Source organism: Nocardia sp. NPDC004168 (assembly GCF_040610355.1).
GTDB classification, from domain to species: domain Bacteria; phylum Actinomycetota; class Actinomycetes; order Mycobacteriales; family Mycobacteriaceae; genus Nocardia; species Nocardia sichangensis.
Genome location: NZ_JBEXME010000002.1, coordinates 642576 through 664424, shown reverse-complemented (window position 1 = coordinate 664424; position 21849 = coordinate 642576). Strand labels below are relative to the sequence as shown.

General features: G+C 66.0%; 21 protein-coding genes and 4 tRNA genes. All 25 read right to left on the bottom strand.

The features are described from left to right. Positions 1–2333 (bottom strand): DNA-directed RNA polymerase subunit beta (rpoB, locus tag ABZW96_RS07020; protein ID WP_355072061.1); only part of this gene is annotated, 2333 nt, incomplete at its 3' end. A 408-nt stretch (positions 2334–2741) separates the two neighbouring features. Further along, a complete protein-coding gene (locus ABZW96_RS07015; RefSeq protein WP_355072060.1) occupies positions 2742–3470 on the bottom strand; it encodes a hypothetical protein in 729 nt (242 codons plus the stop codon). 10 nt (positions 3471–3480) lie between these two features. Further along, positions 3481–4221: a hypothetical protein gene (locus ABZW96_RS07010; protein WP_355072059.1), complete on the bottom strand. Its 741-nt coding sequence runs from the start codon at positions 4219–4221 to the stop codon at positions 3481–3483. A 103-nt stretch (positions 4222–4324) separates the two neighbouring features. Beyond that, positions 4325–5566, bottom strand: a complete 1242-nt coding sequence (locus tag ABZW96_RS07005; RefSeq protein ID WP_355072058.1) for an MlaD family protein — start codon at positions 5564–5566, stop codon at positions 4325–4327. Then, positions 5563–6801 (bottom strand): MCE family protein, encoded by a 1239-nt coding sequence (locus tag ABZW96_RS07000; protein ID WP_355072056.1) that lies wholly within the window; start codon positions 6799–6801, stop codon positions 5563–5565. The genes ABZW96_RS07005 and ABZW96_RS07000 overlap by 4 nt, the downstream gene beginning before the upstream one ends. Then, positions 6798–8030, bottom strand: a complete 1233-nt coding sequence (locus tag ABZW96_RS06995; protein WP_355072148.1) for an MCE family protein — start codon at positions 8028–8030, stop codon at positions 6798–6800. Before ABZW96_RS06995 ends, ABZW96_RS07000 begins: the two co-directional genes overlap by 4 nt. Before the next feature lie 37 nt (positions 8031–8067). Continuing rightward, positions 8068–9078, bottom strand: a complete 1011-nt coding sequence (locus ABZW96_RS06990) for an MCE family protein (protein WP_355072054.1) — start codon at positions 9076–9078, stop codon at positions 8068–8070. Beyond that, positions 9078–10154, bottom strand: a complete 1077-nt coding sequence (locus tag ABZW96_RS06985) for an MCE family protein (protein WP_355072053.1) — start codon at positions 10152–10154, stop codon at positions 9078–9080. The genes ABZW96_RS06990 and ABZW96_RS06985 overlap by 1 nt, the downstream gene beginning before the upstream one ends. Next, on the bottom strand, positions 10151–11500 hold the full coding sequence (locus ABZW96_RS06980) for an MCE family protein (RefSeq protein WP_355072051.1): 1350 nt from the start codon (positions 11498–11500) through the stop codon (positions 10151–10153). The genes ABZW96_RS06985 and ABZW96_RS06980 overlap by 4 nt, the downstream gene beginning before the upstream one ends. Next, on the bottom strand, positions 11497–12360 hold the full coding sequence (locus tag ABZW96_RS06975) for an ABC transporter permease (protein ID WP_355072049.1): 864 nt from the start codon (positions 12358–12360) through the stop codon (positions 11497–11499). Before ABZW96_RS06975 ends, ABZW96_RS06980 begins: the two co-directional genes overlap by 4 nt. A 3-nt stretch (positions 12361–12363) precedes the next feature. Next, positions 12364–13158, bottom strand: coding sequence for an ABC transporter permease (locus ABZW96_RS06970; RefSeq protein ID WP_355072047.1), 795 nt, complete (start codon positions 13156–13158; stop codon positions 12364–12366). Between the two features lie 11 nt (positions 13159–13169). Continuing rightward, complete coding sequence (locus ABZW96_RS06965; RefSeq protein ID WP_355072045.1) at positions 13170–14246, bottom strand: ATP-binding cassette domain-containing protein; 1077 nt, start codon at positions 14244–14246, stop codon at positions 13170–13172. Positions 14247–14482: 236 nt separating this feature from the next. Beyond that, positions 14483–14863: a 50S ribosomal protein L7/L12 gene (rplL, locus tag ABZW96_RS06960; RefSeq protein ID WP_043698929.1), complete on the bottom strand. Its 381-nt coding sequence runs from the start codon at positions 14861–14863 to the stop codon at positions 14483–14485. Between the two features lie 56 nt (positions 14864–14919). Further along, a complete protein-coding gene (gene rplJ / locus ABZW96_RS06955; RefSeq protein ID WP_355072042.1) occupies positions 14920–15459 on the bottom strand; it encodes a 50S ribosomal protein L10 in 540 nt (179 codons plus the stop codon). 433 nt (positions 15460–15892) lie between these two features. Continuing rightward, positions 15893–16432, bottom strand: coding sequence for an NAD(P)H-dependent oxidoreductase (locus ABZW96_RS06950; protein ID WP_355072040.1), 540 nt, complete (start codon positions 16430–16432; stop codon positions 15893–15895). Positions 16433–16528: 96 nt separating this feature from the next. Further along, on the bottom strand, positions 16529–17242 hold the full coding sequence (rplA, locus tag ABZW96_RS06945; protein WP_067810457.1) for a 50S ribosomal protein L1: 714 nt from the start codon (positions 17240–17242) through the stop codon (positions 16529–16531). Between the two features lie 79 nt (positions 17243–17321). Next, complete coding sequence (gene rplK / locus ABZW96_RS06940) at positions 17322–17756, bottom strand: 50S ribosomal protein L11 (protein WP_043733097.1); 435 nt, start codon at positions 17754–17756, stop codon at positions 17322–17324. A gap of 96 nt (positions 17757–17852) precedes the next feature. Continuing rightward, on the bottom strand, positions 17853–18668 hold the full coding sequence (gene nusG, locus ABZW96_RS06935; protein ID WP_355072038.1) for a transcription termination/antitermination protein NusG: 816 nt from the start codon (positions 18666–18668) through the stop codon (positions 17853–17855). A 90-nt stretch (positions 18669–18758) separates the two neighbouring features. Further along, a complete protein-coding gene (gene secE / locus ABZW96_RS06930) occupies positions 18759–19157 on the bottom strand; it encodes a preprotein translocase subunit SecE (protein ID WP_355072036.1) in 399 nt (132 codons plus the stop codon). Positions 19158–19265: 108 nt separating this feature from the next. Further along, a tRNA-Trp gene (locus tag ABZW96_RS06925) sits at positions 19266–19338 on the bottom strand. A 222-nt stretch (positions 19339–19560) separates the two neighbouring features. Next, positions 19561–20625, bottom strand: a complete 1065-nt coding sequence (locus tag ABZW96_RS06920; RefSeq protein ID WP_355072146.1) for a fused (3R)-hydroxyacyl-ACP dehydratase subunits HadA/HadB — start codon at positions 20623–20625, stop codon at positions 19561–19563. A gap of 181 nt (positions 20626–20806) precedes the next feature. After that, positions 20807–20977 (bottom strand): 50S ribosomal protein L33, encoded by a 171-nt coding sequence (gene rpmG / locus ABZW96_RS06915; protein ID WP_011211653.1) that lies wholly within the window; start codon positions 20975–20977, stop codon positions 20807–20809. 41 nt (positions 20978–21018) lie between these two features. Next, positions 21019–21094 (bottom strand) — tRNA-Met (locus ABZW96_RS06910). A gap of 77 nt (positions 21095–21171) precedes the next feature. After that, a tRNA-Thr gene (locus ABZW96_RS06905) sits at positions 21172–21244 on the bottom strand. Positions 21245–21732: 488 nt separating this feature from the next. Beyond that, a tRNA-Tyr gene (locus tag ABZW96_RS06900) sits at positions 21733–21815 on the bottom strand. Between the last annotated feature and the right edge of the window lie 34 nt (positions 21816–21849).

The window sequence follows — 21849 nt, the reverse complement described above, 5'->3', positions numbered from 1 at the left end:
CGCACGATGCCACGCTCGTCCAGATCCGCGAGCACCTCATCGGAGACGTTCGGGATATCCCGCGTGATCTCCTCGGCACCCAGCTTGGTGTCGCGAGCATCGATCTCGTGCTCCTCGATATGAATCGAGGTGAGAACGTCCTCCTCCACCAACCGCTGCGACAGGATGATCGCGTCCTCGTAGTTGTGACCCTCCCACGGCATGATCGCCACCAGCAGGTTCTTACCCAGAGCCATCTCACCGTTCTCGGTGCACGGACCATCGGCCAGAACCTGACCGCGCTCCACCCGCTGGCCCTCGTCCACGATCGGACGCTGGTTGGAGCAGGTGCCCTGGTTCGACCGGTTGAACTTACGCATCCGGTAGCTCTTGCGGGTGCCGTCGTCGGCCATCACGGTGACGTAGTCGGCGGAGACCTCCTCGACCACACCGGCCTTCTCGTTCACCACCACGTCACCGGCGTCGACCGCCGCGCGCAACTCCATACCGGTGCCGACGATCGGCGCCTCGGAACGGATCAGCGGAACCGCCTGACGCTGCATGTTCGCACCCATCAGGGCGCGGTTGGCGTCGTCGTGCTCGAGGAACGGGATCATCGCCGTCGCGACCGACACCATCTGGCGCGGCGAGACGTCCATGAAGTCGACCTCGCTAGCGGCGACGAGCTCGTTCTCCTCGTTGCCACGGCGGCACAGGACCCGATCCTCGAGGAAGCGGCCGTCCGCGCCGACCGGCGAGTTCGCCTGGGCGCGCACGTGGCGGTCCTCTTCGTCGGCGGTCAGGTAGACCACCTCGTCGGTGACCCGGCCGTCGACGACCTTGCGGTACGGGGTCTCGATGAAGCCGAACGGGTTGACCCGCGCGTACACCGACAGCGAACCGATCAGGCCGATGTTCGGGCCTTCCGGGGTCTCGATCGGGCACATGCGGCCGTAGTGCGACGGGTGGACGTCACGGACTTCCAGACCGGCGCGCTCACGGGACAGACCACCCGGGCCAAGCGCCGAGAGACGACGCTTGTGGGTCAGGCCCGACAGCGGGTTGTTCTGGTCCATGAACTGCGACAGCTGGGACGTTCCGAAGAACTCCTTGATCGCGGCGACGACCGGGCGGATGTTGATCAGGGTCTGCGGCGTGATCGCCTCGACGTCCTGAGTGGTCATCCGCTCGCGGACCACGCGCTCCATACGGGAGAGGCCGACCCGGATCTGGTTCTGGATCAGCTCGCCGACGGTGCGCAGGCGGCGGTTGCCGAAGTGGTCGATGTCGTCCACTTCCACCGGGACCTCGACGCCGCCGGGGGCGGTCATGAGCTTGTCACCCGCGTGCAGGCGCACCAGGTACTCGATGGTGTTGACGATGTCTTCCTTCGTCAAGACCGAACCGACGACCTGCTCGCCCAGGTGGATGCCGAGCTTCTTGTTGACCTTGTATCGGCCCACGCGCGCCAAGTCGTAGCGCTTCTCCTTGAAGAACAGGTTCTCCAACAGGGTCTGCGCGGACTCCTTCGTCGGCGGCTCGCCCGGACGCAGCTTGCGGTAGATGTCCAGCAGCGCCTCGTCCTGACCGGCGGTGTTGTCCTTCTCCAGGGTCGACATCATGATCTCGGAGAAGCCGAAGCGCTCGACGATCTCCTCGGTGGTCCACCCCAGCGCCTTGAGCAGCACGGTGACCGGCTGGCGGCGTTTGCGGTCGATGCGCACACCCACGGTGTCGCGCTTGTCCACATCGAACTCCAGCCACGCGCCACGGCTCGGGATGACCCGCACACTGTGCAAGTCCTTCTCCGTGCCCTTGTCGACACTGTGGTCGAAATAGACACCCGGCGAACGCACCAACTGCGACACCACGACCCGCTCGGTGCCGTTGATGATGAACGTGCCCTTATCGGTCATCATCGGGAAATCACCCATGAAGACCGTCTGGCTCTTGATCTCACCGGTGTTGTTGTTGATGAACTCCGCCGTCACGAACAACGGAGCCGCATACGTCATGTCCTTGTCCTTGCACTCATCGATCGAGGCCTTGACCTCTTCGAAGCGCGGATCGGAGAAGGACAGGGACATGGAGCCGGAGAAGTCCTCGATCGGAGAAAGCTCCTCGAGTACCTCCTCGAGGCCACCGACTAGGCCGACGTCGCCGCGAGCCGCCGCGCGCTCACGCCAATCCGGCGAACCGATCAGCCAAGCGAACGATTCCGTTTGTAGATCGAGAAGCCCGGGCACCTCCAAGGGTTCACGGATCTTCGCGAAAGACACCCGCAACGGGGCTCCGGGGATTCCGGCAACTGCCTTGGTCTGGGTGGAGACTGCCAAGATGCGTCCTTCCAGCACCTCATGCGCGTCGCGTGGTGGTCCGCGACCGTCGCTTGTCTGCTACGAATTCCGCTGGTTACTACCCGAACGAAACTCGAACAGGCAACAACGGAAGTAACACCGGAAGGGTGAACTTACGTGTGCAAATCGAGGTATGGACAGGAGGCAGCCAGCGCAACGTCCAAACCTACACCCAAGTACACGGGGGTGTCAAAGTACCACCCGTGTGATCGTCCGCATGGCTGCCGCGCCGGGCCGAATCCGCTGGCTGCGTCCTGACCCACGGTGCACTGGAAGCCACTGTGACAGCTGCCGCTGTTGTGAATAGCGTGACGGTTCGGGCGAAACTCGTCAAGTGGCAGGCCCGGCCGGGGCGCCGGCGAGATCGCCTGCCGCGCTGCGTCATCCCGGCCGATGTGGTAGCCGTTACTGGTCCACGATGTCGCTGGCCAGCCAGCGACCGCCCACCTTCTGCATGTGCAGGACAACCGGGCCCGAGACGCTCTGCTGCGCCACGCCGTCCTTGGTGGCGCTCACCACCAGATTGACGATCAACTCGGCGCGATCGTCGGTGAGCAATGTCACAGCAATCGGATCGGCTTTTGCATCGGCACTGGTCTGCGCCTGCTTGACCGCCGAAATAGTGGTGTCGGCGTACTTGTCCAGATCGGCGAGCATCTTCCCGGTGAGCACCTGCTTCGCGGTGTCCCGATAGCCGTCGATCTTCTTCACGTCATAGGCGTAGACGGTCCGCAGCGCGTTGTCGGCGGCCGCGCGCACCTCTTGGGTGGCCTCGTTGTCCACGTAGGCCTGATTCGACGTGTCCACGCCGGGCTGTTGCGCGGCGAGCCACGCGAAACCCCCGAGTAGGAGCGCGGCGATCAGCAGGGCCGCGCTGACGCCCCAGCGCGGCCGTCCGGTCGTGCGCCGCGGACGGTCCTTGCCGCGCGAGATGATCTCGCGCCATCGAGAGGCACCCGCAGGGGTTTGTTCGGCGCGGGGGTTATCCGATTCCGCGGCGGGCCGGGAAACGCCCGCCACACGCGGTTTGCGGGCTTGTGCGGGCCGTTCGGTGCGCGAGGACGCGGTACGGGGCGGTTCCGCGCCGGGCCTGCGCTTGGAGGTGACCCGGTTGACCGGTCGGCGAGACGTCATGGGTGTCCTCCTACGATCCCGGCTTCGGCGCGGCGGGCGGCTGGTCGGCCGCGGGCGCGGTCGGCTGAGCGGCGGGCCCGCCGCTCAGCAACACCGGCTGGCTGAGCGAGGAGATCTGCTCGGCCTTCCAGACCTCGCCGTCCTTGGCCAGGTCCACGGTCCAGGTGTAGCGGTAGTCGGCGGGCGGCTTGTCCTTGCCCTTCTCGGTGACCTGCAGCACGACCAGCGCCGACGCCTTGTCCTCCTCGCTGTTGAGCGAGGTGAGCGCGGAGCCGAGCACCTTCGAGGTCATCCCGACCCCACTCTGCTGCGCCATCTGCTCCGCCTGGTCCTTGTTCTTCGTGGCCGAGTCCAGCAACGCTCCGGTCATCGAGGACCGGGCCAGCGCCAGTGAGCCGGGCACGTCGTCCAGGTTCATCGAGGTCATGTTGAGCGCGGCTTGGCGCGCGGCGTCCAGGGCGGTGTCCCTGGCCTCGGCGCGCGGGCCGTCGGTGAACGCGGCCCGTACCCAGCCCGCGCCGAACCATGCGGCGCCGGCCAAAGCGATGACCAGCAGCACGGCCGAGCAGACGAGGACCACCCGGCTGAGCACGGACGCACCACCGAGGCGAGCGGACTCGACGCCTGCCCGGTCGGTGACTTTCCGATCACCGGCGTCGGATTGCGCGGTGGGCGTTTCCGCCGCTGTCGTCACGGTGTCCGGCGCGTCCGGCGCCGCCGCATCGGACCGCTTGGTCAGATCGGCGGTCACGACAGCGCCTCGCCGTCGGTCGGCTCGGTCGCGCTCCACGGCATGCCCGTGGTTCGCTCGCTCCAGTCACTCACGCGAGACACCCTAACGTCATTGCTCCTGGTCACCGCTTCGGCGTGACCCCCAGCAGGGTCGACAACTGCACGGCCACCGGAGTCAGGTTCAGCTTTTCCGGATCGGTTTTGGGGTTGGAGTCCCAGGGCTGGACGATGGCCGGATCGGCGAGATCGGCTCGTTCGCCACCCCGGACGGCGGTCGGATTACCGAACGGCACAAGACATTTGGCGTCCTTGTTGAACGGGAACTCGTCGCGCGTGTCGTCGAAGTTCGGGTTCTGCGCCTTCATCTGTTCGAGAATCCGATGCGTGCCCTCGTAGCCCACCGTACAGGCGGGCGGATTGTTGGTCTCGAGCACCAGGCCGAAGTGACTGGTCCCGTCGCCGGGCGCGGTCGAGGAACCGCCGATCGACAGCTGCGGGAGCATCTGCAGCAACGGCTTGATCGCGTAGAACTTCGGTGAGATCGCCTGCAACAACAGCCGCAGATTGGACAAATCCTGAGTGAGCGAGCCGCCGCTCTGCTCGAGCAGCGCGCCGATCTGCTCGCCCGCGTCGGTTCCGGTGCCGATGAGCCTGCGCACGTCGGGGTCGCTGGAGCGCAACTGGGCGGTGAGCTTGTCCAGGCCGTCGCTGAATTCGCGGATTTGCGCGGACTGCTCGGCCTGCGTGCCGAGGGCGACCCTGCCGTCGCGGACCAGCTGGATGGTCTGCGGCAGCGTCTGATGGAAGGTCTCGGTGAATTTGTTCAGCGAGTCGATCAGCACCTGCAGATCGTCGCCCTTGCCGTCGAACGCCTTGCCCAGTTCGCGCACCGTCGTGTTGAGCGCTGTCAGGTCCACCGAGCTGGCGAAGGTGTCCACGCTGGACACCAGTTGCTCGACCGACACCGGCAGGGTCGCCGAGGTGATCACCGAGTTGTCCCGCAGGAACGGGCCGGCGTCCGAATCGGGCTGCAGATCCACGTACTGCTCACCGATCGCGGACCGGTTGGCCACCACGGCTTTCGCCGACGCCGGGATCTTCGGTGCGCTCGAGTCGATGACGAGGTTCATCACCACGCCCTCACCGGTGAGTTCCAGCTCGCCGACCCGGCCGACCGGGACGCCGCGGTAGGTCACCTCGGCGCCTTTGTAGATGCCGCCGGTCTGCGCCGCGCGCAGCTTCACCGTGTACTGGTTGAGCCCGAACATGTGGTCGAGCCGGATGTACTTGCCGCCGACGTACACGACGCCGAGCACCGCGATGACCACGAACGCGATGAGCTGCCACCGCACCAGACGTGTCATCGCGGACCACTCCCTACGCCGAGTTGCTCGAGAATCGCCCCGACCGGACCGGGCACGCCGGGCGCGGGCGGCTGCGCCATCAGCGGCGGCAGCGGCAGGATCGACACCGTAGGCCAGCCCGGACGCGGACCGTTGCCGTTGTAGTACGGGTTGGTCGGGTTCACCGGCACCGGCGGACCGACCGGCGGGATGTACACCGGATCGGGTTTGCCCACACCCAGGTTGCTGAGCGTGACGCCGATCTGCTGGTCGACCGACAACCACGTGTTCACACTGCCGCCGAAGGTGCTCTCCAGCGCCGAATCGGGGAACGGGTAGGTCGGGATCAAGGGAACCGCGGTGACCAGATCCGGCGCCGACCGGCCCAGTTCCTGCAGCGTGGGCCGCAGCGAGGTCAGGTCGCGGATCAGGTCGTCCTTCGCGGTGTTCAGCACGTCGAAGCCTGCCTCGCCGAGCCGGTCCAGCTGCGCGAGCAGGGCGACCAGTTGCGGGCGCTGCTCTTCCAGGATCTTGATGCCCTTGGGCAGCTCGTCGAGGATCTTGCCGATCTGATCGGTCTGCTTGCTCACCCGGCTGCTGAGCACGTCGAGACCGTCCAGCGCCCGGGTGATGTCGTCCACCTGCTGGTTCAGGCCGTAGATCAGCGTGTTCGCCTGCTCGATCAACGAGCGCACCCGGTCCTCGCGGCCGCCGAGGGTCTTGTTCAACTCGGTGACGATCGGCTGCAACTGCGCGACGCCACCGCCGTTGAGCAGCAGTGACAGCGCGCCGAGCACTTGCTCCACCTCGGTGGCGTGCCGGGTGCGGTCGACCGGGATGACCGAGCCGTCGCCCAGCCGGGTGGACTCCGGCTCGGCGGCGGGTTTGGAGAGCTCGATGAACTTCTCGCCGAGCAGGTTCGATTGCCGGACCTCGGCCCGCGCGTTCGCGGGCAGGTTCACCGACGAGTTGACCACCGTGCGCACCGTGGCGGTCCACTGGTCCTTGCCGATGCTGATCTTCTCGACCCGGCCGACCGGCACGCCCTCGACCTTGACCGCCGACTGCGGCACGAGGTCGAGGACATCGTCGAACTGGATGTCGATGTGCATCGGATGCTCGCCCACGTCGGCGCCGCCGGGCAGGGGCACGCTGTAGATGCCGTCGGAGGCGCACGATGTGATCAGCGCGCCGGTCAGGCCGAGCGCCAGCGCCGCGCCGAAACCGCGTACGAGCGAACGGATTCGAGTGCTCATCGCGCCCCTCCCTGCGACGGCGGAAGCCGGTCCGACGGCGTGCCGGGCACGGTGCCCGGCACCGGATCGCGCTGCTGGTTCTCGCCGCTGAGGATGCCGAACGGCAGGTTCAGCGTCGGGGTCTGCACCCCGGAGGTGATCTGGTCGGTGATCTCCTTGCAGTGGTCGAGGATCGGCCGCATCTGCCTGCCGAGCGCCTCGAACTTGGGATCGCCTGGCATCAGCTTGGACAGGTCGAGCATCTTGCACACCACGCCGAACGGGTCCTGCAGTTCGGGGAAGTTCGCGCGCATGTCGAGGGTGCCCGATTCGGCGTTGTGCACGTTGATCAGGTTGCTCAACGCCAGCGGCAGGACCGGCAGCAGGGCGGCCACGTCGTTGCGCTGATCCGACAGCGTCTTGGTGAGCTGGGTCAGTTTGTCGGCGTTGCTCGCGATCAGGTCCCGGTTGTCGTCGATGAAGCGGGCGACGTCACCCAGCGCGATCGACAGCAGATTCAGTGCCGCGCCGAGATTCTGCCGCTCGTCGGCGAGAAAGGACGACAGGTCGGCCAGCTGGGTGTTGAACTGCCGGACCTGCTGGTCGTTCTGGGCCAGCATGGTGATGAAGGCCTGCAGGTTCTTGACCGTGTCGAAGATGTCGCCGCGGGCGTCCGACAGGTATCGCGCCGCCCTGGACAGCTGGGTGAGGCTGTTGGCCAGCGCCTCGCCATTGCCCGACAGGTTCGCCGCGCCGGTGCGCACCAGCTCGTTCACCGCTCCCTCGGCGTTGGCGCCGTTGGGCCCCAGCGCGTCGGAGAGTTCGGTGATGCTCTTGTACAGCTGGTCGACTTCCACCGGCGTGGCCGTGCGCTCGCGCGGAATGGTCGCGTTCCGCGCCATCTTCGGGCCGCCGGTGTAGGCCGGGGTGAGCTGGATGTAGCGATCCGACACGATGGACGGCGTGATCTGCGCGGCTCGCGCGTCCGCGGGCACGTCGTACTTGCGATCCACGCTCATCACGATCTTGACCTGATCGCCCTGCGGCTCCACCGAAGCGACCGAGCCGACCGGCACGCCGAGAACGCGCACGTCCGAGCCCTCGTAGATGCCGACCGAGCGATCGAAGTAGGCGGTGATCTTGGTCGTGGTCAGCCGGTCGAACAGCCACCACAGCACCACCGCCACCAGCACGGCCAGCACGACGACCAGCGCGATGCCGACCTTTGCGCCACGGCTGGAGCCGCGCACCGCGCCGACCGGATCGCTACGCCAGTTGTCCGCCACGTCAGTTACCTCCCAAGGTGCGGATCGGCTGACGGTAGCCGGGGATTTCGGGCAGTGCGGGCGGCACCACGTTGACGATCACCGCGTCGAACCAGCGCCCGGTGCCGAGCACACTGGCGTAGAGGCTGTAGAACGGCGCCGCGAGTTCCAACGTCTTCGAGACGTTCTGCTGGTTGTCGTTGAGCAGGTCGATGGCGGCGCGCAGATTCTTCAGCGCGGGCCCGATCTGCTCCTCGTTGTCGTGCACGAGCGCGCTCAGCTCCGCGGAGACCGTCTTGGCGCCCGACAGCAACTGCCTGATGGACTGCTGGCGGACGTTCAGTTCGGCGAGCAACTGGCCGCCGTTGGCGAGCAGCCGCTCGAACTGGGCGTTGCGGTCGGCGAGTATCTGCGTGGTCTGCCTGGTGGCGGCGAACAGCTTCTTCAACTCCTGATCGCGCTTGGCCAGCGTCTCCGACAGCCGGGCGACGCCGTCGATGGAGCCGCGGATCTCCGGCGGCGTCGTCTCGAAGGCGTCCGACAGCACCTGCATGCTCTTGGCCAGCTGGGTGGTGTCGATCTGATCGATGGTGCGCGCGGCGTCGGTGAACGCGTCCACCACGTCGTACGGGGAGACCGTGCGCGAGAGCGGGATCCGTGAACTGGGATCGGCCGGCTTCGAGCCTCGCGGATCGAGTGCGAGGTACTTCTGGCCGAGCAGCGTCTTGATCTGAATGGACGCGGTGGTGTCGTTGCCGATCCAGGTGTCCTTGGTGCGGAAGTCCACGAGCACCCGGTCACCGTCGAGCCGGACGTCGGACACCGACCCGACCTTGACGCCGGCCACCCGGACCTCGTTGCCCTTCTTCAGGCCCGCCGCCTCACGGAATTCCGCGGTGTACTTGGTCCCCGCGCCGATGATCGGCAGCTGATCCAGGAAGAACGCCGACACCGTCACCAACAGCACCACGGCGAGGCCGAGCGCGCCCAGGAACGCCGGGCTGCGCTTGCCGAGCAGAATGCGATCATCCATCAGCGAGCCTTCCCGTGGCAGCGCGGCGCGGCGTTGGTGTACAGCGGCTGGTTGATCGTCGGCAGTCCTGCTGGCAGGTTGAGCTGCGGCGCGTCGACGGCGCCCGGCCCGACGACGATGTCGATGCCGCACAGATAGAACTGGAACCAGGAGCCGTAACTCGCGGCGCGCCCGAGCTTCTCCATCTTGAGCGGCAGGTTGGTCAGCGCTTCGTTCACCTCGTCCTGGCGCTCGTCGAGCGTGCCGGTCAACTGGCTCAGACCCGCGATCGACCCTTGCAGGGTCGGACGCACCGGGACGAGCAGGTCGGAGGTCGCCGAAGTCAGGTTGGCCAGCGAGGTCACCGAACGGCCGATCGTGTCGCGATTGGCGTTGAGGCCGCTGATCAACGCTTCGGTGTTCACGATCAACTGATCGAACTGGTCGTCACGCTGATTGACGGTGTCCAGCACGGCGGTCAAATTGCGGGTCAGCTCACCGATCACGGCGTCCTTGTCGGCGATCTTGTTGGTCAGGTTCGCCGTGGTCGCGACGAGATCGTGGATCGTGCCCTGCTCACCCTGGAAGACCTGGATGATCTCGAAGGAGAGCTTGTTCACGTCGTCGGCGGTCAGCGTACGGAACAGCGGCCGGAAGCCGTTGAACAGCGTGGTCAGGTTCAGCGCGGGCCTGGTGTGCTCCAGCGGGATGGTGCTGCCCTTGTTCAGCTTCCGTCCCTGCTCCCCGGTCCCCTGCTCCAGCGCGATGTAGCGCTGGCCGACCAGGTTGCGGTACTTGATCGTCGCGGTGGTCGACGCGGGCAGCCAGTCCCGGTCGGTGAGGTCGAATTTCACCTCGGCCAGGCGTTTGTCGACGATCGAGACAGCGGTGACCTTGCCGACCCGCACGCCCGCGATGCGGACCTCGTCACCGGGATTGAGCGAGGTGACGTCGGTGAACCTGGCCTTGAAATGCGTGCCGCCGCCGCTGTAGTTGGCGATCGACAACGCGAGCACGGTGGTCACGAACAAGGTCACCACGACGAAGATGACCAGCTTGGTCAACGGCCCGCCCAGGCCGCGCAGTTGCTGCTTCATCGCACGCTCACCTCGCTTCCACGGAACGCGGGCGCGCCGACCCTGGTCACCCAGCCAGGCACCTGATCCGGGGCGACACCGTTGGCCGCGCCGTAGATCGCGCCGAGCGACTGCTGCTCCATGGGGGAACCGGCGATCGTCGGCATCTTGCTCGCCGGGTGGACGCCGAACTGCGGCGGCTCCAGATGACCGGTCTGCTGGTCACCCGGGTTACGACTCGGGACGGCGTAGGAGCCGTCGTTGTTCGGGCCGCCGGTGTACTGGCCGGGATCGACGCCCACCGGCATCTCGGGGATGCACCACGGCCCCCTGGTGTCCAGCCAGCGCGGTTCGTCCTGGTTGGGCAGGTATTTGCCGCGGGTGTTGGTCAGCTCGATGGTCACTCGGGAACCCGGGTTGTCGGTGCCCTTGCCGAAGATCCGGTCGATGCGCGGCTTCAGCTGCGCGAAGTTCGCCAGCGCGCACGCGTAGTTCGGCGAGTAGTAGGCCAGCTGCTCCAGCGCGGGACGGGAGTCGGCCGCCACGTCGACGATGTTGTCGCGGTTGGCGAGCAGGAACTCGGTGGTGGTGGCCGAGGTCGGCGTCAGCGTCGCGTACAGGGCGTCGATGTCGGTGCGCCGCTGCACGATCGTGGCGTTGGTAGTGCGCAGGTTGTCCAGGGCCTGGATCAGCTGCGGCGCCGCGTCGGAGTAGGTGGCCGCCACCTCGGCGAAACTGCGCAGGTCGGCCCGCAGGTCCGGAAGCACCACGTTGACCTGGCGGAAGATGTCGTCGAGCTTGTCCAAGGTCTGGCCGAGCGCGGTGCCCTGCCCGGACAGCGCCTGGGACAGCGCGCCCAACGTGGCCGCGAGATCCTGCGGCGGGATGGCCTGGAGCAAGGGCAGCACATCGTCGAGCAATTTGCTCAACTCGATGGCGTTGCCGCTGACGTCCTGGTGCAGTGTGACGCCGTCGGTCAGATGCTGGGGGCTCGGCTGCTCCGGGATCACCAGGTCCACGTAGCGCTCGCCGAACAGCGTCTTCGGCAGCAGGCGCGCGGTCGCGTTGACGGGAATCTGCTGCGCCTTGTCCGGATTGATGGCCAGGTGCAAGGTCACCTCGCCGCCTTCGGAACTGCTCGAGCGCACCTCGCCGACCGTGATGCCACGTACCTTCACGTCCGCGTTGCGAGTCAGCGCGTTGCCCACGCTGTCGGTGATCAGATCGACGTCCACCGTCTTCACGAATTGCTTGTTGTAGATCGCGATGGTGGTCCACAGGAACAACGCGACCACGACGAAGAACGCGATCCCCAGCGCCCGAGTACGTAGCTTCGCGGTGGAGCGCCAGGTTTGAGTGCGGCTCATCCGGCCACCCGCACCGTGGTGGTGGTGCCCCAGATCGCGAGGCTGAGGAAGAAGTCGAGCACGTTCACCAGGACGATCGCGGCGCGGACCGCGCGGCCGACCGCGACGCCGACGCCCGCGGGGCCGCCGGTGGCGTGGAACCCGTAGTAGCAGTGCACCATGATGATCACGAACGCGAAGACCAGCACCTTGAGGAACGAATAGAGCACGTCCTCCGGTGGCAGGAACAAACTGAAGTAATGGTCGTAGGACCCGCTGGACTGCCCGTTGAACCAGATGCTGATCGTCCGCGACGCGATGAACGTGCCGAGCAACCCGACGATGTAGAGCGGGATCACCGCGAGGAACCCGGCGATCACGCGGCTGGTGACCAGGAACGGCACGCTGGGCACCGCCATCACCTCGAGCGCGTCGATCTCCTCGGAGATCCGCATGGCGCCGAGCTGCGCGGTGAAACCGCAACCGACCGTCGCCGAGAGCGCGAGCGCGGCGACCAGTGGCGCGATCTCACGGGTGTTGATGTAGGCGGTGAGGAAGCCGGTGAGCACCGAGCTACCGAGCGCGTCGAGGGCCTTGAAGCCCTGCAGGCCGACGACGACGCCGACGGAGCCGGACATGAACACGATGACGCCGATGGTGCCGCCGATCACCGCCAGCGCGCCGGTGCCGAAGGTGACCTCGGCGAGCAGCCGCATGACTTCCTTGCGGTAGTGCACCGCGGTCCGCGGGATCCACGCGATGGCCCGCGAGTAGAACGACATCTGCTCGCCCGCGCGATCGATGACGTTGAGCGGCATACGAGCGACTTCACCCACCCGGCGCATGGACTTGGCGACCGGGGTTCGGTATGACGTGGCCATCTGTCAGGCACCCTTGGCGGGGACGACCTGTAGGTACACCATGGTCAGGATGAGGTTCACGAAGAACAGCACCATGAACGTGATCACCACGGATTGGTTCACCGCGTCACCGACTCCTTTCGGGCCCCCCTTGGGATGCAGCCCTTTGTACGCGGCGATGACGCCGGCGAGCAGACCGAATACCGCCGCCTTGATCTCACCGATCCACAGGTCCGGCAGCTGAGCGAGGGCGGAGAACGACGCCAGGTAGGCGCCGGGAGTGCCGCCCTGCAGCAGGACGTTGAAGAAGTACCCGCCGGCGATGCCGACAACCGACACCAGTCCGTTGAGCAGCAGCGCGACCAGCATCATGCCGAGTACGCGCGGCACCACCAGCTTTCGCACCGGATCGATGCCGAGCACCTCCATCGCGTCGATCTCCTCGCGGATGGTCCGCGAGCCGAGATCGGCGGCCACCGCCGACCCGGCCGCGCCCGCGATGATCAGGGCCGTCACGACGGGAGCCGCCTGCTGGACGGTTGCCAGCACACTGGTCGCGCCGGTGAAGGATTCCGCGCCGAGCTGCTTGATCAACGAGCCGGTCTGCAATGCCACGACCGCGCCGAACGGAATCGCGACCAGCGCGCTGGGCAGGATCGAGACACTCGCGATGAACCACGACTGCTCGATGAACTCCCGCCACTCGAAGGGGCGGCGGAAAGTCTTTCGCAAAACGTCCAGGAGCAGCGCAAAGATGTTGCCGGCCTGGGCAAACCCCGACTCCAGGGGAGTTCGCAATCGCGCCAGGGTCGAATTCACGATCGCAGATGTTACCCGTTAGTTGTGTTGTGTCGCACGGTGGTGTCGAAAGCGCCACCTTGATAATTAGCCAGGTCGCCGCTGTTGTATGCCATCACCTGCGTATCGTCGTTGTCGTCAAGTGATTCACGGATCGCGACCTGCGCGGCATGCGGCAGCGTATGCATGATCTCGCGCACCCGCTCCTTCCGCCGCAACACCGCCTGACGCACCGGCATCCCCGGAGTCGCGCGCATCTGCGGAATGATCCCCTCGACCTCCTCCGCGCCACCGTGATGATGCCCGGCGTCCACCAACGCCTGCTCGCGCGCCATCTGCGCCTCGTCCTTCTCCTCCGACATACCGATCGGCCCGATCATCCGCCCGTTGAGGAACTGCTTGACCACCGGCTCCTCCGAGGTCAACAACACCTCCCGCGGACCGAACATCACCAACTGACGACGGAACAACATCCCGATGTTGTCCGGCACCGTCCGCGCCAGATTGATGTTGTGGGTCACGATCAGAATCGTCGCGTCGATCTGCGCGTTGATATCGATCAACAACTGCGACAGATACGAGGTACGCACCGGATCCAGACCCGAGTCCGGCTCATCGACCAGAATGATCTGCGGATCCAACACCAACGCCCGCGCCAATCCCGCACGCTTCCGCATACCACCGGAGATCTCACCGGGAAGCTTGCCCTCGGCCCCGAGCAGACCGGTCAACTCCAGCTTCTCCATCACGATCTTCTTGATCTCGGATTCGCTCTTCTTCGTATGCTCCCGCAACGGGAACGCCACGTTGTCGAACAGGTTCATCGACCCGAACAACGCACCGTCCTGGAACAACACGCCGAACAACTTCCGGATCTCGTACAGCTCCTTGTTCGAACACGTCGTGATATCCGTGCCATCGATGAAGATCGAACCACGTTCCGGGCGCAGCAGACCGATCAGCGACTTCAAGAACACCGACTTACCGGTACCCGACGGCCCCAGCAACGCACTGACCTCACCCGAAGGCAACGTCAACGACACATCCTGCCAAATGCGCTGGGAACCGAAAGACTTGGTCACACTCTCGGTCCTGACCTCGACGCCCACGCCAACCTCCACAAATTCTCAGCGAGCTGCCCACCGGCGAACCGCGCGCTCGGTCATCGCGGTCCGTCACGTGTGGGTTCGGTCACTGTAACTCATGGGACAGATCGGGCACACCCCAACCTGACTGCGTAGTAACTCCGCAATCCTTTCGGTATCGGCGATAGCGGCGGGATTGCCAAAAACGCGAACGGGCGATCCCCAAAGGGGACCGCCCGTTCGGCGTGTTCGGTCGTGAATTACTTGACCGAGACCTTGGCGCCGGCCTCTTCCAGCTTCGCCTTGGCGGCCTCGGCGGCGTCCTTGGCGACCTTCTCCAGGATTGGCTTCGGGGCGCTCTCGACCAGGTCCTTGGCTTCCTTCAGGCCCAGGCCGGAGACGATCTCGCGGACCACCTTGATGACCTGGATCTTCTTGTCGCCCGCACCCTCGAGGACGACGTCGAACTCGTCCTGCTCCTCGGCGGCCTCGGCCGGAGCGGCGGCACCGCCGACGGCGGCGACGGCGACCGGAGCAGCCGCGGTGACCTCGAACTTCTCCTCGAACTTCTTCACGAAGTCCGACAGCTCGAGCAGGGTCATGTTGCCGAAGGTCTCGAGCAGTTCGTCAACGTTGGCCATTGTTGTGTTCCTTTCGGTAGTTGATGTCTATGCGGGCGAGTCGTGCCGCACGGGTCTTACTCGGCGGCCGGTGCGCCTTCTTCGGCCTGCTTCTTCTCCTGCAGCGCGGCGGCCAGGCGGGCCACCTGCGAAGCGGGAGCGTTGAACAGACCGGCGGCCTTGGTGAGGTTGCCCTTGAGCGCGCCGGCCAGCTTGGCCAGCAGCACCTCGCGGGTTTCCAGGTCGGCGATCCGCTCGACCTCGGACACGGACAGCGGAGCGCCGTCCATGTAGCCGCCCTTGATGATGAGCGCCTTGTTGTCCTTCGCGAAGGTCTTCAGGGCCTTGGCCGCGTTGACCGGCTCACCCGTGATGAAGGTGATCGCGGTCGGCCCGACGAACAGTTCGTCGAGACCTTCCACGCCCGCCTCGGCGGCGGCACGCTTGACCAGGGTGTTCTTGGCGACGGAGTACGTGGCGTCGGCGCCGAGCGCGCGCCGCAGCTCGGTGAGCTTTCCGACCGACAGGCCACGGTATTCCGTGACGACGGTGGCCGTCGAGCTCTTGAACTGCTCCGCGATCTCCTCGACCGCGGTGACCTTCTCGGGTTTTGCCATACTTCGCCTCCTCTCTGATTGGTCGGTTCGTATACGCGAACTACCGATCAGGGGCCGGCGACAAAACAAACGCCCCGAACGCAGAGCGTTCCGGGGCGCAACAGAAAACCGATCCGGTGCGTATCCGGATCAATTCCCAGCCTCGGCTCTCCCTGCGTGGGCCGCCGGCAATGTCGCCGGACCTTCGACCGAACCCATACGGGATCGGCGACCAACGGTCTTCGGTAGAACGGATTGGGTAGCGATCGAACTCGTCGATAACTGACTTCCAATGTACCTGCATGGGTTCCCATCTGCCAAAACGGGCCCCGGCAGACGTCTGATCGCACCACTCGGCCGTCGAATCGTTGTGCCGCGACTCACTTTTCCGCGGTGCACACCCGTGCGCCGCCTGGAATGCGATGCCGCGGTCCGCGTCGGCGAGTGGTGTTTCTCACGAAGTCGCGGTCGCGGCATGCCGCTCGAGACCGCGCAACACGGCCGTGGCGCCGGACCGGAATTCAGGGTCGGCGACCAGTCCGTCCGGGCCGACGCCCTCGCGCGGCACAGGGAGTCGTCGGCAGGCATCCGGATCGATGTCGGCTCCGACGTAACCCAGCACGCTGCGCAGTGTGGCGGTCGCGCCGTCACCGCGACCCTCCGGCGCGACCGTGATCCAAGCGACCGGCTTGCCGTAGAGATCACCGGCGCCAACCGTCCAGTCCAGCAGGTTCTTCAAACTGCCCGGCAAAGTGCCCGCGTATTCGGGCGTGGAGAACAGCACGGCGTCGGCGCGCGAAAGTTGTTCGCGGAGCGCGACTACCGCGGGATGAGCGGTGCCGTCGTCGTCCGGAGCGAAAGCGGGCAGATCCGCGAGCCCGTCGTACCAGACGGTTTCGACACCGTCCGGGGCGATCGCCGAGACGGTTCGTAGTGCGGCGGAATTGGTGGAGGCGGCGCGAGTACTACCGGAGATCAACAGAACGACGGTCACATCCACCCCAACCACGCCGTCGGGCGGATTAGTCCTCGAACGCGCAACGGCGGGAACGCACAATGCGTTCCCGCCGTTGCCGCGGCTCGCTGCTGCTTACGCGTCCTCTTCCAAGAGGTTGCGGGTGCGGTTCGGGTCCACCGGGATGCCCGGTCCGGTGTTCGTCGAGACCGTCACCTTCTTGACGTAGCGGCCCTTGGCGGTCGACGGCTTGGCCCGCAGGATCTCGTCCAGCGCGGCGCCGTAGTTCTCCACCAGCTTGCTGTCGTCGAAGGACGCCTTGCCGATGACGAAGTGCAGGTTGGCCTGCTTGTCGACACGGAAGTTGATCTTGCCGCCCTTGATGTCGTTGACGGCCTTGGTCACATCGGTGGTGACCGTGCCCGTCTTCGGGTTCGGCATCAGGCCGCGCGGGCCGAGGACACGCGCGATCCGGCCGACCTTGGCCATCTGGTCCGGGGTGGCGATCGCGGCGTCGAAGTCCAGCCAGCCGCCCTGGATCCGCTCGATCAGGTCCTCGGCGCCGACGGCATCGGCGCCCGCGGCCTCGGCCTCGGCGGCCTTCTCGCCCGCGGCGAACACGATGACGCGGGCGGTCTTACCGGTGCCGTGCGGCAGGTTGACCGTGCCGCGGACCATCTGGTCCGCCTTGCGGGGATCCACACCGAGACGCACGGCGACCTCGACGGTCGCGTCGGTCTTGGTGGTGGCGGTCTCCTTCGCCAGGCGCGCGGCGGCCAGCGGGGAGTAGAGCTTGGTGCGATCGACCTTCTCGGCCGCGGCGAGGTACGCCTTGCTTCGTTTTGCCATGATTCTCTGTCCTGTTCGATCGGTAGTTCAGACGTGGTTATCGGGCCTGGCCGGCCCTCCCACCGGGGAGCGGTTCCGCTCAGCCCTCGACGGTGATGCCCATCGAACGCGCGGTACCCGCGATGATCTTGGCCGCCTGCTCGAGGTCGTTGGCGTTCAGATCTTCCTGCTTGGTCTTGGCGATCTCGCGCACCTGGTCCATGGTCACCTTGGCGACCTTGTTGCGGTGCGGCTCCGCCGAGCCCTTCTGCACGCCGGCGGCCTTGAGCAGCAGCTTGGCGGCGGGCGGGGTCTTCAGCTTGAAGTCGAACGACCGGTCCTCGTACACCGAGATCTCGACCGGGATGACGTTGCCACGCTGCGACTCGGTCGCGGCGTTGTACGCCTTGCAGAACTCCATGATGTTGACGCCGTGCTGACCGAGCGCGGGGCCGACCGGAGGGGCCGGGTTCGCCTGGCCGGCCTGGATCTGAAGCTTGATGATCCCGGCGAGCTTCTTCTTCTTGGGGGGCATCTTTCTTTCCTAGGTGTTGGTGTCCCTTGCTCTTTGCAAGTCTGGTGTTGCGATCCTCGCCCGGGCCGGATTCACCCGGCCGCCGACAGAGCTGGTCTAGATCTTCGCGACCTGGGTGAACGCCAGCTCGACCGGGGTCTCGCGGCCGAAGATCGACACGAGCACCTTCAGCTTCTGCTGCTCGGCGTTCACCTCGGAGATGCTGGCGGGCAGCGTCGCGAACGGGCCATCCATGACGGTCACCGACTCGCCGACCTCGAAGTCGACCTCGATGACCGGCTTCGGCGCGATCTCGCCGCCCGCGGTCTCGGGAGTCGCCGCAGCGGCTGCCGCGGCGGGCTTCTTCTGCTGCTGTGCGGCCGGAACGAGGAACTTCACCACGTCATCGATGGACAGCGGCGACGGGCGCGAAGTGGCGCCGACGAAACCCGTGACGCCGGGGGTGTTGCGCACCGCGCCCCACGACTCGTCGTTCAGCTCCATGCGGACCAGGATGTAACCGGGCAGCACCTTGCGGTTGACGTGCTTGCGCTGCCCGTTCTTGATCTCGGTGACCTCTTCGGTGGGCACCTCCACCTGGAAGATGTAGTCCTCCAGGTCCAGGTTCTGCACGCGGGTCTCGAGGTTGGCCTTCACCTTGTTCTCGTAACCGGCGTAGGAGTGGATGACGTACCACTCGCCGGGAGCGCGCCGCAGCGCCGCCTTCATCTCGGCGACCGGGTCGGCGGGCTCGGCATCGACGGCGGCGGCAGGGGCGGACTCAGCGGGCTCCGATTCCTCGACCGCGGGCTCGTCGGTCGCGAACTCCTCGACGGAGTCGGTGGACTCGGCCACCGTGTCGTCGGCCGGGAACTTGTCGTGTGTGTCGTTCTCCGGGGTGCTCACTGGGGCACTCGCTTCCTGTGTCGTCACGTACATCCTCTGCGTGCCGGGCCGGGCGCGCGGCGAAATCACTCCACCCGTCTCCGCCCGGGATCGGCTACCGGCGTCGGCGTCGTTCAGCTAGCCGAACAGCCAGTTGACACCCTTGATGAACGCCAGATCCAACCCGCTGATGAACGCGACCATGAAAATCACGAACACCAGAACAACGCTCGTATAGGTGACCATCTGCTTCCGGTTGGGCCAGATCACCTTGCGCAGTTCCGCGATGACCTCACGCAGGAACTTGAGCAAACGCTTGAACGGATTACCCGACTTCTTGCGTTCGGCCCGATCGGTCGCCTTGGTTGCCTTCCGCGACGGACGGTCGAGCGTGGCGATAGCGCCCGTGTCGACCTCCGAAGACCCGGCACGGGTCCGCCGCGCGGACCGCTTTCCGCTCGGCCGTGTCGCTGCGGCGGTGTCGTCGCCTTCGTCGGCGGCATGTGCGCCGCGGCGAGTGTCCCGCTCGTCGCTCACGCCTTCTCCTCGCTGAGCTCGGTGCCGTCGTGCGCGATGCGCGCTGTGCCAATGGCTCGCTCGCTACGCTCGCTCACGTCGATCCTCTCTCGTCGCTGGCATCCAGGGCAGGGGCGACAGGACTTGAACCTGCAACCTGCGGTTTTGGAGACCGCTGCTCTGCCAGTTGAGCTACGCCCCTTTGGTCGGACGATGTTTACTGTCCAACCACTGTTCGATATTCAGTTGTGCCCTGGTGTCACACAACACGCGCGCCGCTCCGGCAGTTGCCGGCCCCGTCGGCGAATCCTCGCGGATCGCCTGGAACCAGCCCCTCAGAGCAGCGCGCAGCGGCTGGCGACCCCAGAAACCTGAGTGTACGTTACCGTCCGCGCCATTAGCCAATCCGGGTCGCTGTCCCTGGTCAGGCCAGCTGCACCGTCGCGGTCGCGCGGCCGAAGATCTTCTTCCCCGCCGCCTTCGCGACGATGGCCACGACCGCGGTCTTTGTCTCCGGATCGACCGACTTCACCTTACCGGTGTACTCGACTTCGGCGGCCTCGTCGGACCCGACGTAGACCGGGCTGGTGAAGCGGACGTTGTACTCCTTGATCGCGCCCGGGTCGCCCAGCCACGAGGTGACGAAACCGCCACCGAGGCCCATGGTCAGCATGCCGTGCGCGACCACGTTCTCCAGGCCGACCAGCTTCACGACCTCGTCGCTCCAGTGGATCGGGTTGGCGTCACCGGAGACGCCCGCGTAGTTCACCAGATCGCCGCGGGTGAGCCGGACGACGCGGGCGGGCAGCTCGTCACCCACCGAGACGTCCTCGAACCCGATGGCGTGCTTGGTGCGCACACCGTCCACGGGCGGCACGACCGGCGCCGGCGCCTGGGTCACCGCGAGCGAGCGCGGACGATGCCCCGGCGCGTCCTCGCCGATGCCGTGCATGAGCACGTTCCGGACGGCGGCGTTGAGGTTCGGGTCGATATCGCCGCCGCTGCGGCCGACGAGGGTGGTGTAAGTGGTGAGCACCAGTTCGTCGTTCTGCGCGGTGACGATGTTTTTGGTCACGATGATGTCGCCGCCGAATGCCTGCCGGAACGAGTGCAGGTGGACATCGCAGGTGAGCTGGTCGCCGACCTTGATCGGGCGATGGAACTCGAGGATCTGGTCGGTCTGCATGATCTGGCTGAGGTCGTAGCCGGTGACGACCTCTTCGAACAGTTTGCGCTGGGCGAGAATTCCGACCAGGGAGATGAAGGTAACCGGCGCGAGCAGGTTGTCGTACCCGTACTCCTGCGCCGCGTCCTCGTCCCAGTGCACCGGGTGGTAGTCCTGCACGGCGCGGGCGTATTCACGCACCTTCTCGCGGCCGACCTCGTAGTAGTCGTCGACGCGGTAGTGGTGACCGACCATCGCCGCGGCGTTCGCCGCGGGGTCGAGCGCCTCGCTCGTCTGGACCGCTTCGTCTGTACCGGTGTTGATTGTCACGGGAGGACTGTACCTATCTGACCCCGTCACCCGGAGTCTGTGGAGCGCTCACCACCGCACCCACACCGTGAAATGCGTCAGGGCCGGACAATTGTCCGGCCCTCGCGGTGCCACGGCCCGAGATACCGGGAGCGACTCCCGGCGCTACACCACGCGGTAGTTCACGCGTGGATGACTAGCGGGATTCGCGGTGCGCCCGGTGCGTGCCGCAGTTCGGGCAGAACTTCTTCAGCTCCAGGCGGTCCGGATCGTTGCGCCGGTTCTTCTTGGTGATGTAGTTGCGGTGCTTGCACTGCTCGCAGGCCAAGGTGATCTTTGGCCGGACATCGGTGGACTTCGCGGCCACGATATGCCTTCTTTCCGGTACCTGATGGGCTTGATCGGTTGTGGTAGCGATGGCCGGACTTGAACCGGCGACACAACGATTATGAGTCGTTTGCTCTACCGACTGAGCTACACCGCCACGGCGTCGCATTGCCATGGTGCCGAGCCCGCACTATCGGGAGCGATGCCGAGTCGGTCACCACCGGCAATCCGGCGAGCCCCCTAACGGAATCGAACCGTTGACCTTTTCCTTACCATGGAAACGCTCTGCCGACTGAGCTAAGGGGGCATGACTACTTCCGCACCGAGCCCCAAACACCCGACCTCAGCGCGGTGAAGTCTTGAACGAGGTTACACACTCACAGCTCCCACCACCAAACCGTGTGGTCAGAGACGTATTTTTCGCCCGCGCGGACACGGAATTCCACGCGTCGCCAGGGCTCGCACCCACGCCGGCGCCGCTCGCGACCGCGTTGAGCGCACAAACCGACCCCGCAGGGCTGTCGGGTTCACGCAGACCTCGGAGTGCGCGGCCTCGAAATGCACGGCGTATGAGATCGGCCGATCGGCACACACGGGCACCCGAACACCCGTGACCGACGCCAATCCGGCAATCCCAGAATCAAACGAAACGCGTGTGACCAACGCAACCACTGGAAGGGGGGTCCCGGGGGGCGAAGCCCCGCCGGGCGGGCGTGGGGGTTGCACCCCCACAAGACATTACGAAGCGAGCCCTGTACGCGCTTTCTGCGTACAGGGCTCGCCTAGTGAGCGGAGTGGCAGGTGTAGGATTCGAACCTACGTAGGCTTTCACCGACAGATTTACAGTCTGCTCCCATTGGCCGCTCGGGCAACCTGCCTTTCGCGCATTGTTTCGCGCGCTGAGCAGAATAC